The organism is Flavobacteriales bacterium (assembly GCA_030584065.1).
Lineage (GTDB): Bacteria > Bacteroidota > Bacteroidia > Flavobacteriales_F > PHOS-HE28 > PHOS-HE28.
Genome location: CP129489.1, coordinates 2,669,580 through 2,685,373, shown reverse-complemented (window position 1 = coordinate 2,685,373; position 15,794 = coordinate 2,669,580). Strand labels below are relative to the sequence as shown.

General features: G+C 66.2%; 13 protein-coding genes. 8 read left to right on the top strand and 5 right to left on the bottom strand.

All coding sequences use genetic code 11. The annotated features are described in order from the left end of the window. The first annotated feature begins 20 nt into the window (after nt 1-20). On the top strand, nt 21-851 hold the full coding sequence (tsf, locus tag QY325_11335; GenBank protein ID WKZ67977.1) for a translation elongation factor Ts: 831 nt from the start codon (nt 21-23) through the stop codon (nt 849-851). A 73-nt stretch (nt 852-924) separates the two neighbouring features. Next, nucleotides 925-1,635, top strand: a complete 711-nt coding sequence (gene pyrH, locus QY325_11330; protein ID WKZ65354.1) for a UMP kinase — start codon at nt 925-927, stop codon at nt 1,633-1,635. A gap of 162 nt (nt 1,636-1,797) precedes the next feature. Here the strand turns inward: pyrH and QY325_11325 are convergent, their stop codons facing one another. Continuing rightward, a complete protein-coding gene (locus QY325_11325) occupies nt 1,798-2,547 on the bottom strand; it encodes an FkbM family methyltransferase (protein WKZ65353.1) in 750 nt (249 codons plus the stop codon). Nucleotides 2,548-2,627: 80 nt separating this feature from the next. On the opposite strand from QY325_11325, the gene frr reads away from it, so the two are divergent. Continuing rightward, nucleotides 2,628-3,188, top strand: coding sequence for a ribosome recycling factor (gene frr, locus QY325_11320; protein ID WKZ65352.1), 561 nt, complete (start codon nt 2,628-2,630; stop codon nt 3,186-3,188). Between the two features lie 42 nt (nt 3,189-3,230). On the opposite strand, the gene QY325_11315 is transcribed toward frr, so the two are convergent. After that, complete coding sequence (locus QY325_11315) at nt 3,231-4,253, bottom strand: SPASM domain-containing protein (GenBank protein WKZ65351.1); 1,023 nt, start codon at nt 4,251-4,253, stop codon at nt 3,231-3,233. Nucleotides 4,254-4,354: 101 nt separating this feature from the next. Between QY325_11315 and QY325_11310 the strand changes: the two genes are divergently transcribed. The 4 genes from QY325_11310 to QY325_11295 all read left to right on the top strand — a co-directional run bounded on the left by QY325_11310 (nt 4,355) and on the right by QY325_11295 (nt 11,162). Continuing rightward, nucleotides 4,355-6,769 carry a DUF5686 family protein gene (locus tag QY325_11310; protein ID WKZ65350.1) on the top strand — a complete coding sequence of 805 codons (2,415 nt, stop codon included), beginning with the start codon at nt 4,355-4,357 and terminating at the stop codon, nt 6,767-6,769. Between the two features lie 66 nt (nt 6,770-6,835). Further along, nucleotides 6,836-9,340: an MMPL family transporter gene (locus tag QY325_11305; GenBank protein WKZ65349.1), complete on the top strand. Its 2,505-nt coding sequence runs from the start codon at nt 6,836-6,838 to the stop codon at nt 9,338-9,340. 1 nt (nt 9,341) lies between these two features. Continuing rightward, nucleotides 9,342-10,205 carry a glucose-1-phosphate thymidylyltransferase RfbA gene (gene rfbA, locus QY325_11300; GenBank protein ID WKZ65348.1) on the top strand — a complete coding sequence of 288 codons (864 nt, stop codon included), beginning with the start codon at nt 9,342-9,344 and terminating at the stop codon, nt 10,203-10,205. Nucleotides 10,206-10,214: 9 nt separating this feature from the next. Then, the gene (locus QY325_11295) at nt 10,215-11,162 is read left to right on the top strand and encodes a polyprenyl synthetase family protein (GenBank protein ID WKZ65347.1); all 948 of its coding nucleotides are present in this window, start codon (nt 10,215-10,217) and stop codon (nt 11,160-11,162) included. Between the two features lie 3 nt (nt 11,163-11,165). Here the strand turns inward: QY325_11295 and QY325_11290 are convergent, their stop codons facing one another. The 3 genes from QY325_11290 to QY325_11280 form a co-directional block, all read right to left on the bottom strand. Continuing rightward, nucleotides 11,166-12,071 (bottom strand): TIGR01777 family oxidoreductase, encoded by a 906-nt coding sequence (locus tag QY325_11290; GenBank protein WKZ65346.1) that lies wholly within the window; start codon nt 12,069-12,071, stop codon nt 11,166-11,168. Between the two features lie 64 nt (nt 12,072-12,135). Beyond that, the gene (locus QY325_11285) at nt 12,136-14,196 is read right to left on the bottom strand and encodes a hypothetical protein (GenBank protein ID WKZ65345.1); all 2,061 of its coding nucleotides are present in this window, start codon (nt 14,194-14,196) and stop codon (nt 12,136-12,138) included. 172 nt (nt 14,197-14,368) lie between these two features. Beyond that, a complete protein-coding gene (locus QY325_11280) occupies nt 14,369-15,244 on the bottom strand; it encodes a hypothetical protein (GenBank protein WKZ65344.1) in 876 nt (291 codons plus the stop codon). A 127-nt stretch (nt 15,245-15,371) separates the two neighbouring features. Between QY325_11280 and QY325_11275 the strand changes: the two genes are divergently transcribed. Next, nucleotides 15,372-15,701, top strand: coding sequence for a hypothetical protein (locus QY325_11275; GenBank protein WKZ65343.1), 330 nt, complete (start codon nt 15,372-15,374; stop codon nt 15,699-15,701). Nucleotides 15,702-15,794: the final 93 nt, after the last annotated feature.

Sequence of the window (15,794 nt, the reverse complement as noted above, 5' to 3'; positions counted from 1 at the left end):
ACCAAGCAACGATGAGCACCATGGCTATCACCGCCGCTGATGTGAACAAGCTGCGCCAGATGACCGGCGCGGGCATGATGGACTGCAAGAAGGCCCTCACCGAGGCGAACGGGGACTTCGATGCCGCCATCGACCTGCTGCGCAAGCAGGGCCAGAAAGTGGCCGCCAAGCGCGCCGACCGCGACGCCACCGAAGGCCTCGTGATCGCGAAGACCGCCGCCGACGGCACCCGCGGCGTGCTGGTGTGCACCAACTGCGAGACCGACTTCGTGGCCAAGAACGCCGACTTCGCTGCCATGGCCGACCGCATCGCCGCCATCGCGCTGGAGAAGGGCACGGACACCGTGGAGGCGCTGAAGGCCGCCGCCTACGATAGCAACGGCCTCACCATCGCTGAGAAGCTCATCGAGCAGACCGGGGTGATCGGGGAGAAGATCGACGTGAGCGCCTGCCACGCCCTGGATGCCGGCTTCGTGTTCGCCTACAACCACCCGGGCAACAAGGTGGCGAGCCTCGTCGGCCTGAGCAAGGCCGGGTTCGAGACCGTGGCCAAGGATGTGGCCATGCAGGTGGCCGCCATGGCCCCCATCGCGCTCGACAAGGAGAGCACCCCCCAGAGCGTGATCGACAAGGAGATCGAGATCGGCAAGGAGCTGGCCATCCAGGAAGGCAAGCCCGCTGACATGGCCGAGAAGATCGCCATGGGCCGTCTGAACAAGTTCTTCAAGGAGAGCACCCTGCTCGCCCAGGAGTTCATCAAGGACAACAAGCTCAGCGTGGAGCAGTACGTGAAGGCCGCCGACAAGGACCTCAAGGTCACCGGCTTCAAGCGCCACTCGCTCACCATCTGAGCCGGAAGCGATGCATCGCAGAGGGAGGCCCGGTGCCTCCCTCTTTTCTTTTCTTTGGGCCGCTCCAGCGACCATGGCGAACAAGTACAAGCGCATCCTCCTGAAGCTCTCCGGCGAGAGCCTCATGGGTCAACAGGACTACGGCATCGACCCGCTGCGGCTGGGGCAGTATGCCGATGAGATCATCGCCATCGCCGACAAGGGCGTTGAGGTGGCCGTGGTGATCGGCGGCGGGAACATCTACCGCGGCATGCAGGCCGGGGGCGGCATCGATCGCGTGCAGGGCGACCACATGGGCATGCTGGCCACGGTGATCAACAGCCTGGCACTGCAGAGCGCACTGGAGGCCAAGGGCCACAAGACCCGGCTCATGACCGCCATCAAGATGGAGCAGATCGCCGAGCCCTTCATCCGCCGCCGGGCCGTGCGCCACCTGGAGAAGGGTCGTACGGTGATCTTCGGCGCCGGCACCGGCAACCCCTATTTCACCACCGATACCGCAGCCTCCCTGCGCGCCATTGAGATCGAGGCCGACGTGATCCTGAAAGGGACGCGCGTGGACGGCATCTACACCGCCGACCCGGAGAAGGACCGGACCGCCACCAAGTACGACCGCATCTCCTTCACCGAGGTCTACGAGAAGGGGCTGAACGTGATGGACCTGACGGCCTTCACGCTCTGCAACGAGAACAAGCTGCCCATCATCGTCTTCGACATGAACAAGCCCGGCAACCTAGCGCGCCTCATCGCCGGCGAGCCCGTAGGCACCCTGGTGGAGTTCTAGCAGCCAGCCATCTTGAACGGCTCTCGGTAGCGCGCCTGAGTCCCCGTGGGGCCAGGCAGGGCGCGAATCCCGCGCAGGGCTGGAGCCCTGCTGGGGGTGAGCCGGGAAGGATGGCCGCCAATGGGCCCGGACGCAGCGTGAAGGATGCGGTTGAGATGGCTTCTAGGCCCGGGTGGCGATCACGAGGTATTCGTGCACCTCGTAGTTGCGCCGGCTGCGGACCGCAGCGCTCAGGAAGGCATGTCCGCACCCCGGCTTCAGCCGGTCGTGCAGCTCCACGGCGAGCGTTCGTACCCGTTCCATCCATGCGAGGTCCGGGGCCTCGAAGAGCTCCTTCTCGGCGCCCTCGATGTCGAGCTTGAGCAGGTCGACCTGCGCCAGGCCAAGGCGCTCCAGCAAGCTGGGCATGCTGATGGCTTCCACGCCGTGCTCACCTGGCTGTAGCGCGCGCACATGGAATGCCGAGGGGTTGAGGCCGCCGCGCTCAAGGCCGATAACGCCATCGGTGGCGCACACCGCGGCCTGGATGCAGGCGATACCGGGCACGGCCGCCGTGTTGCGCTGCAGCAGGGCGAAGCTCTCGGGGTCGGGTTCCACGGCCACGATGCGCGCCTGCGGATACCGCTGTTTGAACCACAGGCTGGCCAGCCCGATGTTGGCGCCGATATCAAGGATGATGGCCGGGGCGGGGTCCATCGGGAAGTCATAGCCGCCATCGAGCACCACCTCATCGAGGATCGCCAGGTCGCTGCCGCCCGTACGCACGGTGACCGGGCCGGCAAGGCTGCGCACGTGCAGCGTCGCCAAGCTCCCGGGCGGCTGCCGCTTCAGCCAGAGCACGCGCAGGCCGGTGATCAGACCCAGGCGCTGCATATGCTCCACCAGGTGCCGGAGGGCCTTGCCGAACCGCATGGCGGCGAAAGTAGCCGGCGGCTGCCGCCCGTGCGGACGTTCCGCGCTGGCTATTTTCGCGGCCACAACACCGGAAACCCATGTTCGACACCGCCGCCACCCTGAAGACCTGCGAGGAACACATGCGCAAGGCCGTGGACCACTTGGAGACCGAACTGACCAAGGTGCGCGCCGGTGCCGCCAACCCCGGCATGCTGGAGACGGTGCGCGTGGACTACTACGGCAGCATGGTGCCCCTTTCGCAGGTGGCCGCCATCAACACCGGCGATGCCCGCACGCTCTTCGTGAAGCCTTGGGAGAAGAAGATGATCGACGCCATCGAGAAGGCCATCATCGGTGCCAACCTGGGCTTCAACCCCAGCAACAATGGCGAGAGCGTGATCATCCACGTGCCCATGCTCACCGAGGAGCGCCGAAAGGGCCTGGTGAAGGCCGCCCACGCCGAGGGCGAGCACGCCAAGGTGGGCATCCGCAGCAGCCGCCAGAAGGCCATGGAGGCCATCAAGGCCGCCAAGAAGGACGGACTGCCGGAGGACACCGCAAAGGGCCTGGAGGCCGAGGTGGAGAAGCTCACCGGCATCTACAACAAGAAGGTGGAGGCCCTGATCGATGCGAAGGAGAAGGACATCATGAAGGTCTAAGGTCATGTGCGCATGTGCCCATGAGCACATGTGCGCATGAAACTAGGCCCACACCGGGCTTCCTTCACTGCAATTCCGGCACATCTCGATGCTGCTGCGCGCGGTGAGCAACTGCCGCCGGAAATCGATGTAGGCCTCGCTGTGCCACAGCTCGCGGAAGCTGTGCGTGCGTAGGTCGCCAAGCACGTGGTGGGCGTCCTTGTCGAAGCAGCAGGGCACCACCCGGCCATCCCAGGTGATCACGCAGCTGTGCCACATCTTCCAGCAGTTGTCAGCCAGCTTGTTCTTCACCTCCCACACGCCTGAGGCGTTGCGGCGGTAGCGGGCGTACTTGTCCTGCGTGGGGATCAGCGGGTGGTCGTCCTTGGGGTCGTACACCTGGGCGGTCTTCACCCACAGGTCGTCCACGCCGAGCTTCTTCGCCAGGGCGCGTGCCTCGGGGATCTGGTGCTCGTTGGGCTTCACCACCAGGAACTGGAACACCACATGGGGCGTGAGGCTCTTCAGCTTCCGTTTCCACTTCACGATGCGCTCGGCGCCTTCGATCACCTTGGCCAGGTCGCCTTCGCGGCGGTAAGCGGAGTAGGTGTGCTGGTCGGTGCCATCCAGCGAGATGATGAGGCGCGAAAGGCCGCTGCGCACGGTGGCCTCGGCCTTCTCCTCGGTGAGGAAGTGCGCGTTGGTGCTGGTGTTGGTGTAAAGGCCTTTGCGGCTGGCCAGCGTCACCATGTCCAGGAAGTTGGGGTTGATGTAGGGCTCGCCTTGGAAGTAGAAGGTGAGCGCCCACAGGTCGTCGCCCAGCTCGTCCATCACGCGGGCGAAGAGGTCCTGCTTCAGGTTGCCGGTGGGGCGTGTGAAGCTGCGGAGCCCGCTGGGGCACTCGGGGCAGCGCAGGTTGCAGGCGGTGGTGGGCTCGAAGCTGATGCTGAAGGGCAGTCCACCGATGCGCGGCTCCTTGGTGCGTTTGGCCCGTTGGAAGCTGCTCCACAATGCGGCGGCATTGCGCAGGCGCCGGGGCGTGGCCTTGCGCGACCATTCGAGGCCATCGCGGAGGGGGGCGAGCACGGCGGCAAGGTAGGTCCTTGGCACCCCGAGGGTCCGGCGGGCGTGCAGTGCCGCAGTTACTTTCACCGGCCCCCATGCGTCACCTGTGGTGTCCTAACGACATGCGTGCAGCGTTCGCCTTCATCGCCGCCGGCCTGCTGGCACCGGCTTGGGCCCAGTTCACCGTCCATGGGCGCGTGGTCGACAGCCGGACCTCGGAGCCGTTGGCCTTCGTGCACGTGCTTCCGGCGATGGGGGACGGGGCCACTACCGATATCGATGGCCGTTTCGTGGTTCCGGTGAGCGGCCTTCCCGTCGCGCTGCGGTTCAGCTACGTGGGCTATGCGCCACTGGCCATGGAGGTGGACGGCGAGGATGCGGGCATTGTCCGCATGGAGCGCATGGCGATCGCGTTGGCGGAGGCCGTGGTGGTGCCGGGAGAGAATCCCGCCCACCGGATCATCGAGCGCGTGCATGCCAACCGCCGCATCAACGATGGCCTGCGCCATCGTGCGCACCGGTATACGAGTTACTCGAAGACCGTCCTCACCGGCGCGGTGGATAGCGCCCTGCTGGCGGATCCGGAGCGGCTGGCCGCGCTCGATAGCAATGACCGGGAAGCGGTGGATTTCTTCGGCAAGCAGCACCTGCTGCTCATCGAGAGCGCCACGCGCAAGGCCTTCATCCCACCGGCCGATGAGAAGGAGGAGGTCCTGGCGATGCGGGTGAGCGGCCTCCAGGATCCCTCGCTGCTCGCCCTGGCAGCCAGCACCAAGACCTTCTCCATCTACGCGCCGCAGATCCGCATCAACGAGAAGGCCTACCTGAGCCCCATCAGCCCCAATAGCACCGATCGCTACCTGTTCATGCTGGAGGATACGCTACTCCAGGGGCGCGATAGCGTGTTCGTGATCTCGTACCGGCCCCGCAGCGGCCGCACCTTCGAGGCGCTCAAGGGCGTGCTCTGGGTCAGCACTGACGGCTACGCCCTGCAGAATGTCATCGCCGAGCCCGTGGAACGCAGCGGTGGCACCGGCATCAAGCTGCAGCAGCGCTTCCAGCGGTTCGGTGACACCTGGTTCCCCGTCCAGCTCAACACCTTCCTCTACCTCGACCAGGTGAAGATGAGCAGCTTCGCCGTGCAAGGCATCGGGCGCACCTACCTGCGGGACATCGAGGTGGATGCACCCATTGCGCGCAAGGAGGTGCGGGGGGCCGAGCTGGTGATGGAACGCATGGCGGTGCAGCGCGATGATGCCTTCTGGGAATCGGTCCGCGCGGATACCCTCGCCCCGAAGGAGCGGCGCACCTACCATGCCATCGACAGCCTCAGCCGTGCGGAGGGCATCGAGCAGCGCGTGAAGTGGTTCGAGCGGCTTGCCACCGGACGCCTGCCCGTTGGCCCCATCGATCTGCGCCTCGATCAGCTGATGCGCTACAACGGGTACGAAGGCTTCAGGCTGGGGCTGGGCGCTGCCACCAATGACCGGTTGACGCGGCATGCATCGCTGGGCGGCTATCTCGCCTATGGGTTCCAGGACGAGACCTTCAAGCACGGAGCGGACCTGACGCTGAAGCCGCGCCCGGGCCGCGGCGGGGAGCTCCGGCTCTACTGCGATCTGGATGTGACCGAGAGCGGCGGTGTCGCCTTCCCGGGTGCGCGCTCCGCGCTCCTGGACCCGGAAGGCTACCGGTGGCTCTACGTGGACCGGATGGACCTGCAGGAGCGCTTCGGAGCGGAACTGGCCTGGCGCATCAGCAGCGCGTTGCGCATCTGGGTGGGCACTGAGCGGATCGACCGTGAGAATCTCTTGGGGTATCAGTTGGCGGAACCGGCAGGGGAGAGCGTCACGCTGCTCAGCGACCGCTTCCTGGTAGGCGCCTACACCTTGGGCGCCCGCTTCGCATTCCGCGAGCAGGTGGCGCAGCTGCCGGGACGGCAGATTGCCCTGCCCTCGCGCTGGCCGGTGCTCCATGTGCGGGCCATGCAGGCCGCGCGGGGCCTTTGGGAGGGGGACCGGTCCTTCTGGCGCCTGGATGCCATGGTGGAGAAGTCCATCAAGCTGCGCATGGCCGGCGAGCTGGGTTTCCGGCTGATGGCCGGCCTGGCGCAGGATGACGCCCCCTACTCCTGGCTGTACAACCTGCGGGGGACCAACCTGCCGCGCCTGCCGCTCGCCGGGCGCAACACCTTCGAGACCATGCGGCCCAATGAGTTCCTGGCCGACCGCTATGCCGCGGTGCACCTCCGCCACAGCTTCGGCAACCTGCTTTACAAGGGCCGGAAATGGCGGCCGGTGCCGATTGTGGTGGCCAATGCGGCCTGGGGCGGACTGGCCCGGCCGGAGCGCCACCGCGGCCTTCCGTTCACGCCCCTCGAGCAAGGGTACTACGAAGCGGGGTTGCAGGTGGACCAAGTGCTGCGCTCGGGGTTCACGGGGTTCGGCGTCGCGGCATTCTGCCGCCTGGGGCCGAACAGCCTGCCGGAGCCGTTGGACAATCTGGCGGTGAAGCTCTCGCTGGGGCTGGTGCTCTGACCCCGCCGCCCCGGAAGTCGTTCCTTTGTCGCCCGCCCACCCGGCCTCGCTGGGCGCGGTACGCGCATGTGGCACTGGCTCTCCAGTCGCATCCTCCGGAACCGCAACGGCATCCTCGTGGTGCTGGGGCTCATCACGGTCTTCATGGCCTGGAACATGCAGAACGTGCGGATGAGCTATCGCTTCAGCGGGCTGCTCCCGCGGAGCGACAGCGCCTATGTGCAGTACGAGCGCCTGCTCAGCCGCTTCAGCGAGGACGGCAATGTCATCGTGCTGGCCGTGGAGGACAGGCGCCTCTATGAACTGGAGCACTTCCAGGCCTGGTGGCAGCTGGGCGTGGACCTGAAGGCACAGCCCGGCGTGGATTCCGTCTTCTCCGAGGCGCATCTGTTCGACCTGGTGCGCGACGACAGCCTGAAGCGGTTCCGCCTGCAGGCGATGTCGCCACGGATGCCGGAGCGCCAGTCGCAGGTCGACAGCCTCAAGAGCCGGGTGCGGGACCTTCCCTTCTACCGGGGACTGCTCTACGACGACAGCACGCACACCAGCCTGATGATGGTCTTCGTGAACGCAGCGCGCTTCAACAGTGAGCAGCGCGGCGACATGGTGGACCTCATCGATGCGCGCGTCGCTGCGTTCGAGCAGCGCGGATTCCGCGTGCGGCGCAGCGGCCTCCCTTACATCCGCACCGTGGTCACGGGCCTCACCAAAGCGGAACTCGGCCTCTTCACCGGCCTGATGCTGGCCGTGGTGTCGGCACTGCTGCTGCTCTTCTTCCGCAGCTGGCGGGTGATGCTCATCTGCCTCACCGTGGTGACGGTGGCCGTGGTCTGGGCCTTGGGCTCCATCGGGCTGCTCGGCTACCGCGTCACCATCGTCATGGCCATCATCCCTCCCTTGGTGGTGGTGATCGGCATCCCCAACTGCATCTTCCTCATCAACAAGTACCACCAGGAGTACGCCTCCCACCGCAACCGGGTGAAGGCGCTGAGCCGAGTGGTCTATAAGGTGGGCCGCGCCTCCTTCATGACGAATACCACAACGGCCGTGGGCTTCGCCACCTTCATCCCCACCTACAGCGACACGCTGCGGCAGTTCGGGGTGGTGGCCTCGCTCAACATCATGGCCGTCTTCGCCCTCAGCCTGCTGCTGGTGCCCATCCTGTTCAGCCTCCAGGGCGAGCCGAAGGAGCGCCACCTGGCCCACCTCGATCGCCGCTGGGTGGATGGCGCCACGCGATGGCTCGAGCGCATCGTGCTCCATCACCGCCGCCTGGTGTACATGATCACGGCGACGCTCGTCGGCATCGGCCTCCTCGGGGTCACCCGCCTGCGCAACGAGAGCCGCATCGTCGACGACCTGCCACAGGAGCATGCCATCATGGACGACCTCCGTTTCCTCGAGCAGCGGTTCAAAGGTGTGATGCCCTTGGAGGTGATGGTGGAGACCAAGGGGAAGGGCCAGGTGCTGAAGGATGCGAACCTCCGCCGCATCGCCCGCCTCCAGGACTCGCTGGCTGCCTTCCCGGAGCTCTCCCGGTCGCTGTCTGTGGCCGATGCGGTGAAGTTCATCAAGCAGTCGTTCTATGGCGGGGATCCGGCGCGCTACGACCTCATCCGGGGCACCGAGCGGACCTTCATCCTTCCATACCTGGAGAACGCCGCCACGCCGGGCGGCCCGGCACGCGGCTTCCTCGATGAGGACAGGCGCTCCACCCGCATCACCATGCAGGTCGCCGACATCGGCACGGCAAGGATGGATCCCTTGCTCGACCGGGTCCGTGCCCAGGTGGACAGCATCTTTAGCGGCTCAAGCTACCGCGAGCGGATCGACTCGGTCCGTGTCGGCGACCGCATCGAGGTACGGCGCGACAGCCTGCTGATGGCCGATTACCGCGTGGCCATCACCGGCACCAGCGTGGTCTTCCTGGAGGGGAGCAAGTACATGGTGAAGAACCTCGCCATCTCCTTGGTGATGGCCGTGGCCGTCATCGCGGTGCTCATGGCGCTGATGCTCGGGTCCTTGCGCATGGTGGTGATCTCCTTGGTGCCCAACCTGGTGCCGCTCGTGGCCACCGCCGGGCTCATGGGCTACCTGGGCATACCCATCAAGCCCAGCACCATCCTGGTCTTCTCTGTGGCCTTCGGCATCGCCGTGGACGATGCCATCCACTACCTCTCGCGCTACCGCATGGAGCTGAAGCTCGGCGGCCGTTCGATCCGCGAGGCCGTGCTCGCCGCCCTTCATGAGGCGGGGGTGAGCATGATGTACACCAGCATCGTGCTCTTCAGCGGCTTCTCGCTCTTCAGCTTCTCCGAATTCGGAGGGACGCAGGCGCTGGGGCTGCTCGTCTCGTTCACCCTGCTGGTAGCCATGTGCACAAACCTCATCGTGCTGCCCTCCCTGCTGCTCAGCTTCGAGCAGTACGTGACCCTCAAGAGTTTCCGCGAGCCCCTCCTGGACATCCTTGACGAGGAAGGCGACATCGAGCTGGCCGAGCTCCCGCTCGAGTCGGCGGGGCGCGGAACCGCCAACGAAACCGAGTCCGGCAGGCCCGGCGTATCATCGTAGCATGAAAGGCATCATCCTCGCCGGCGGCTCCGGCACGCGTCTGCACCCCCTGACCCTCGCCGTGAGCAAGCAGCTCATGCCGGTGTACGACAAACCGATGATCTACTACCCGCTGAGCACCCTCATGGCTGCGGGCATCCGGGAGATCCTCATCATCAGCACGCCGCACGACCTCCCGAGCTTCCGCAAGCTGCTCGGCGACGGCTCCGCGCTGGGCTGCAGCTTCACCTATGCCGAGCAGCCGCAGCCCAACGGCCTGGCGCAGGCCTTCGTCATCGGCCGCGAGCACGTTGGCCGCGACTCCGCGGCGCTCATCCTCGGCGACAACATCTTCTACGGACGGGGCATGGGACGCATGCTCAGCGAGCACACCTCACCCGATGGCGGGCTGGTTTTCGCTTACCACGTGAGCGATCCTGAGCGGTACGGCGTGGTCGACTTCGATGCCGAAGGCAGGGTGCTGAGCATCGAGGAGAAGCCCGCCAAGCCGAAGAGCAACTACGCCGTTCCAGGCCTGTACTTCTACGACAACGATGTGCTCGACATCGCGCGCGACCTGAAGCCGAGCGCACGCGGCGAGTACGAGATCACCGACGTGAACAAGGAGTACCTGCGCCGCGGGCGGCTGCGGGTGGAGCTGCTCGACCGCGGCACGGCCTGGTTGGATACCGGCACCTTCGCCTCGCTCATGCAAGCGGGCCAGTTCGTGCAGGTGATCGAAGAGCGGCAGGGCCTGCGCATCGGCTGCATCGAGGAGGTGGCCTGGAAGAAGGGATGGATCAATGCTGAACAACTGGAGGCCCTCGCGCGTCCCTTGGTGAAGAGCGGCTACGGCCAGTACCTGATGTCGCTCCTCAAGAGCTGACCCCAGCGCATGCGCACCCTGGAAGAGCACCGTGCGGCCGTGGAGGCCCGCATCAACGACTGGTGCGGCGCCCTGCCGCCGGCAGCGCTCTATGAGCCCATGGCCTACCTCATGCGGCTGCCCGCCAAGCGCGTTCGGCCGGTGGCGACCCTCATGGCCTGTGAAGCGCTCGGCGGGGATCCGAAATCCGCACTGGATGTGGCGCTGGGGGTGGAGCTCTTTCACAATTTCACGCTCATGCACGATGACATCATGGACCGCTCGCCCACCCGGCGCGGGCAGCCCACGGTGCATGTGCGATGGAATGAGAACACCGCCATCCTCAGCGGCGATGCGATGCTCGTGAAGGCCTACCAGTGCATGGGCGCCGATCCGCGCGTGCTCCAGGTCTTCAACCGCTATGCGCTGGAGGTGTGCGAGGGCCAGGACATGGACATGGCCTTCGAGCACCGCGGTGGCGTGGGGGCCGAAGAATACATGGCCATGATCCGGCGCAAGACCGCGGTGCTTCTGGCCTGCGCCTTCGAGCTGGGGGCCATCAAGGCCGGCGGGCAGGAAGGCCAACAGGCCGCCCTCGGGCGCTTCGGCGAGAAGCTCGGCCTGGCCTTCCAGCTGCGCGACGACCATATCGATGCCTTCGGCGATCCGCGGGTGACGGGCAAGCAGCGCGGGGGCGACCTCCGCGCTGGCAAGAAGACTTGGCTGCTGATCCGCGGCCTGGAGCTTGAGCAGGGCACCGGAGCCCTCACCGAGGCCATGCAGCAGGCCAGCGTCGCCCGCGACATCGGCGCGATGATCGATGCACTGGTGAGACTAGGTGTGCGGGATGCCTCGGATGCGCTCATCCGGTCGCTGGAGGAGCAGGCAATGGCGCAGCTTGATGCCCTGGGGGTGCCGGAGCCGCGGAAGGCACCCCTGCGTGCGCTCGCCTTGGGGCTCATGGGCCGTAGCGCCTGACGCTCAAGAGGGCCGCAGCAGGTCGTACAAGGCGTCCTCAAGCACGGTGCGGCGGGGACCATGCCCGGCCGCGACCAGGCGGCTCCCGTCAATAGGGGCTCCCTCCAGCAGCACATCGGCCATGCGGCCCAACGCCAGGCGGAGCAGCGGCGCGGGAACGTTGGGGAGGAAGAAGGGCCGGTGGAGCACTCGGGCGAGGGTGCGCATCAGCTCGGCATTGGTGGCATTGCCGCCCACAGCATGATAGGCCCCGCGCATCCGCTCGTCGGCGATGGCAGCGGTGTAGGCATCCACCAGGTCGTCGATGTGCACCCAGGGCATCCATTGCCTTCCGCTGCCGAGCGCAGCGCCGAGACCCAGGCGCACAGGCAGCGCCAGCTTGGGCAGCGCACCTCCTTCCCGGGCGAGCACCACGGGCGTGCGGAGCTTCACCACCCGGCAATGCGATGACCATTCGTCCACGCTGCGCTCCCACTCCAGGCTGATGCGGGCGATGGTGTCCTTGCCCGGGGGCGCCTCTTCGGTGAGCGGCCCGTCGGAGGTGATGGCACCGTAATACCCGATGCCCGCTGCACTCACCATCGTCCGGGGCAGCTGCCCCGTTGAGATGAAGCCGGTGAGCAGCAGCCGCGCGCTCGTGCTGCGGCTGTCGATGAGCTCCCGGATGCGCGCTGCCGTCCAACGCCGGTCTGCGATCCCGGCCCCGGCCAGGTGTACCACATGGTCCACGCCCTCCAATGCGTCACGGTCGATGGTGCCGGAGCGCAGGTCCCATGCAAAGGCGCGGATGCCCTCGCGCTCACCGGCATAGCGGCTCAGCCAGCGCACCGCGTGTCCGCCTTGGACGAGGCTGCGACTGAGCCGACGGCCGATGAGTCCGCTGCCGCCCGTGATCAGAACGATCGCCATGATCGCTAAACAACAACAGGCGCCGATCAGCTCGGCGCCTGTTGACATTTGATGGGTCGTCCGATCAACGCACCAGATTGAAGCGCTGGATCAATGCGGTGCCATCGCGCCGGGTCGCTTTAAGCAGGTATCCGCCTTGGGATAGGGTGGTCGGAAGGTCGACCCACTGCTCCGGCGCTGAAGCCAAGGCCGTACGGAATACGATGCGCCCGCTGGCGTCGATCACTTCGGCATGGATGGCATGAAGACCGCTCAAGCGCAGCTGCCCGGCGCTGGGGTTGGGAGCGATCAGCTGTTCCGGCGCAAGCTCCGGGCTGCCGAGCCAGATGCAATAGGGGTCCGTCGGGGGCAGCAACGCGATGGTGAGGCAGGCCTCGGTGTCGGGGCAGGGCGCTGTTCCGGGCACGCGATAGCAATACACCCCTGCCGGGTCGATGGAGGGGTCGAAGACGGGCCCATGGCTGCTGTTGTCCGGGCTGAACCAAGCGCCTCCTGGATCAGGCGTGCCGAGCAGGGAATCGAGCATGGTGAATGCACTGGCGATGGGGCAGACATCCACGGTGTTGTCGATGCCCGGGTCGGGTGGCGCAGCGACACTGACGAAGAAGGAGGCCTCATCGGAGCCGCACGCATTGGTCACGGTGTACGTGTAGGTGCCGGCCTGGGAGGTGATCGGTGCTCCGCTGCTCCACACGCCGCCGTTCTGCCCTAGCACCAGCCCATCCAGGTCCACCGTTCCGCCTGCGCAGATGGTGGTCGATGCATCCGGTCCGGCATCGGCGGCTTCGCCCGGCTCGATGGTGAAGACGGCCTCGTCCTCCCCGCACGCACTGGTGATGGTATATGTGTAGACGCCCGGTTCGGTGACGAGGGGCCCGGCGCTCCAAGTGCCGCCGGCATCACCGGTCATCAGGCTGGTGAGGTCGATGCCGCTGCCGGGGCAGAGCGTCGCCGTTGCATCAGGGCCAGCGGTGGCATCGGCGGTGCCTACGGTAAGGGTGTACGTGTAGGTTTGAGCGCCGCGCACGGGGCAGGCATCATCGAGCGCGGTGATGGTGAACACGTAATTGCCCGGTGCTGCGCCAGCGCTGTTCCAGCAGATGGCCGCCACGGCCGGGTTGGTACCGGTCACCGTGAAGCTCGAGCCGGGGAGGACCTGGTCCACGTTGCTGCCCAGGGTGAGCGCCTGCCCCGGGTCCCCATCCGCCACGGTGGCCTCGAAACAGAACGCACCGCCGCAAGTGGTTACGGTGTAAGGGCCTGTTGGCGCGGCGTTCCCCGATGCGCCGCCCGTGACTCCGCTATCCGCGCTGGGCACCGTATTGCCGCAGGCTTGGGCGATGAAGGGGAAGTCGCGCATGATCGTGCCGACCCACTGGCCGGCTGCATTGCGGACCTCCACCTGGATCACGCACACGATGTAGCCCTGGAGAGTGGGGGTGAAGGCGATGTTGCCGGTGAGGCTGTCGATGACCATGCCCGTGAAGGGCTCCGCTCCGGTGTAGGGGGCCTGGTAGAGCACCGGGTCCACTGTCCCGGTGTAGCGGCGGGCGCCGATGAGACGGAACTTGAGCTGCTGCCCGGCGGAGTTCACCACGCCCGGGTCATAGCTCACGGGCTGATCCACGCAAACGAAGGGTGGGGTCTGGTCGGAGAAGACCGGGGAGCTGTTGCAGGCACCGCCGATGTTGTTCACCAGCGCTTCGATGTAGATGCCTTGGGCGCCCTCGAGGTTCACCGATTCGTTCCGGCAGCAGGTGTTCCACCCGATCGTCCAGAAGTTGCAGGGGCTCAGGAAGAGCGTGGTGCGGTAGGTGTACTGCTCGATGCCGATGAGCGTGCCGCCCTCGCAGGTGGTCTGGTCCTGCTGGTCGGGGCAGATGGGGGAGACCTCCTCCGTAGCGATCAGCGGGACGTTGTTGATGCTGAAGCTCACCCCGCAATTGTTGGTGAAGGCGAGGTTCTGCGCGATCATGGGCGCGCCCGAGCATTCGCGCCAGAGCGTCAAGGTCACCTCGTGCTGGTTATTGCCGATGCAGCGCGTGGTGATGCTGCCGCCGGGCAGGTGTTCAGCCATCAGCGAGGGAGCGAGGGCCAGGGCCACGGTCAGGTAAGCGAAACGCATTTGGAGAAGGGATTGTGAATCGCCAATGTAGGCACGGCTCCCGCTCTTCCCGCCTGGAGGGCGGTTCAACGCTCATGCTTGCGCCCGTTCGCGCCCAAACCCTGCGGATGCGGCCCGCCGTCGGGGCAACTCGGTTCGTCCGTCGGCCTCCCGCCTGGCGGGGGCCTGTCTGTCATCGGGCGCGCATCACGTTCAGCAGGTCCTGCGCGATGATGCCCTCTTTCTTGCCGGCCAAGGCCGCATCATCACCCAGGTACATCAGCTCGCCGGTACCGGCGTTGAAGATGCGCTTGAAGCAGTGCTTCGTCTTGTATTCGCCTGTGAGCAGCACGTCCGTGACGGTGCTGCCACTATCCTGGGCCGAAACGCGCTCCATGACCTGTGCGAGGCTCCCGATCTGCACCGGAGCGGTATAGCTCTCCTGAACCTTGTTCAGATCGGGCAGGCTCTTGTCCAGGTGTTCCTGCGCGATGTGCAGCTCGGTGTCGCGGATGAGCCGCGTCCGGCTGGCGTAGAGCCGGTCGGCCGTGGCCTTGTCGATGATGCGCCCGGCCTCCACCTGCTTCAGGTAATCCTGCAGGTGCTTGACGTACACCGTCAGCATCGCCGCATTCCGCCCCTCGCCCAGCGCCTTCTGATCGATCATGATGAAGGCCAGCTCCTGCTCCGCGGGCACGCCGGTGAAGGCATACTCCTTGAACTGGAACGATTCGCCTTTGCGCTGCTTCCAGCCCTTCACCACCGACAGGAAGGTGCCCTCGAACTTCACGGGGTCCACCTTGGTGGTCTTCATCAGATAGGTCTTCTCCGGGGTCATGGGCTGGGCACCCAGGTCGGCTGCCGTGATGAAGTCCAAGGAGGCGTGCAGCGTCCAATTGCCCTTCACCGCTTCCATGATGGTCCGGTTGAAGGGTGAATCCCCGGGGTCGAGCACAACGGTGAGGGTGGTCGCCTTGGAGGCCTTCACGGCAGCGGCATCGAAGCTGCCGTATTGGGCCATGAGGCCGATGGGGGCGGAAAGCAGGGCGTAGAGCAGGTATGCGCGCATGGTTGGTCGGGGGATGGCGGTGGATGATTCGGCCCGCGCCGGGCGAAAATAGTGCCAGCCTCTGCCCACCTTTGAGGCGCTGGGACCTCGCGTGAACATGCACCTGTCGAAACCCGGAAGTGAAGGCTTGGCAAGGCACCTCGATCGTGCGGAGGTCCTGCACCAGACCGTGCTGCAGCTGCGGAAGGACCTTGCGCTGGATGAGGAACAGCTGCAGGAGCCGGCCGTGGGGGAGCAGGCTTTCGAGGCCCTGCGGGAGGCGATTCAGCCGCAGCTGGAAGCCCTGCAAGGGAAAGGCACCGCCGCGCTGCAAGCGGCGATGTACCGGGTGGATATCCCGGAGCCCCACCTCCGCCGGACAGTGGCCCATGGCGGATTGCATGCGCTGGCGGGTGAGTGCGTGCTGCGGGCGCTCCAGAAGGTGCTCACCCGGTTGCGCTTCGCCGGGCGGTTCTGATGGGTAACCCCTTCCGCGGCAGGCCGTTCCAAGGTCCCGGCCACCTCCGCATCCGGCCGGCCGTGCACCCCATCCACTGCCCGAATCCCAGCT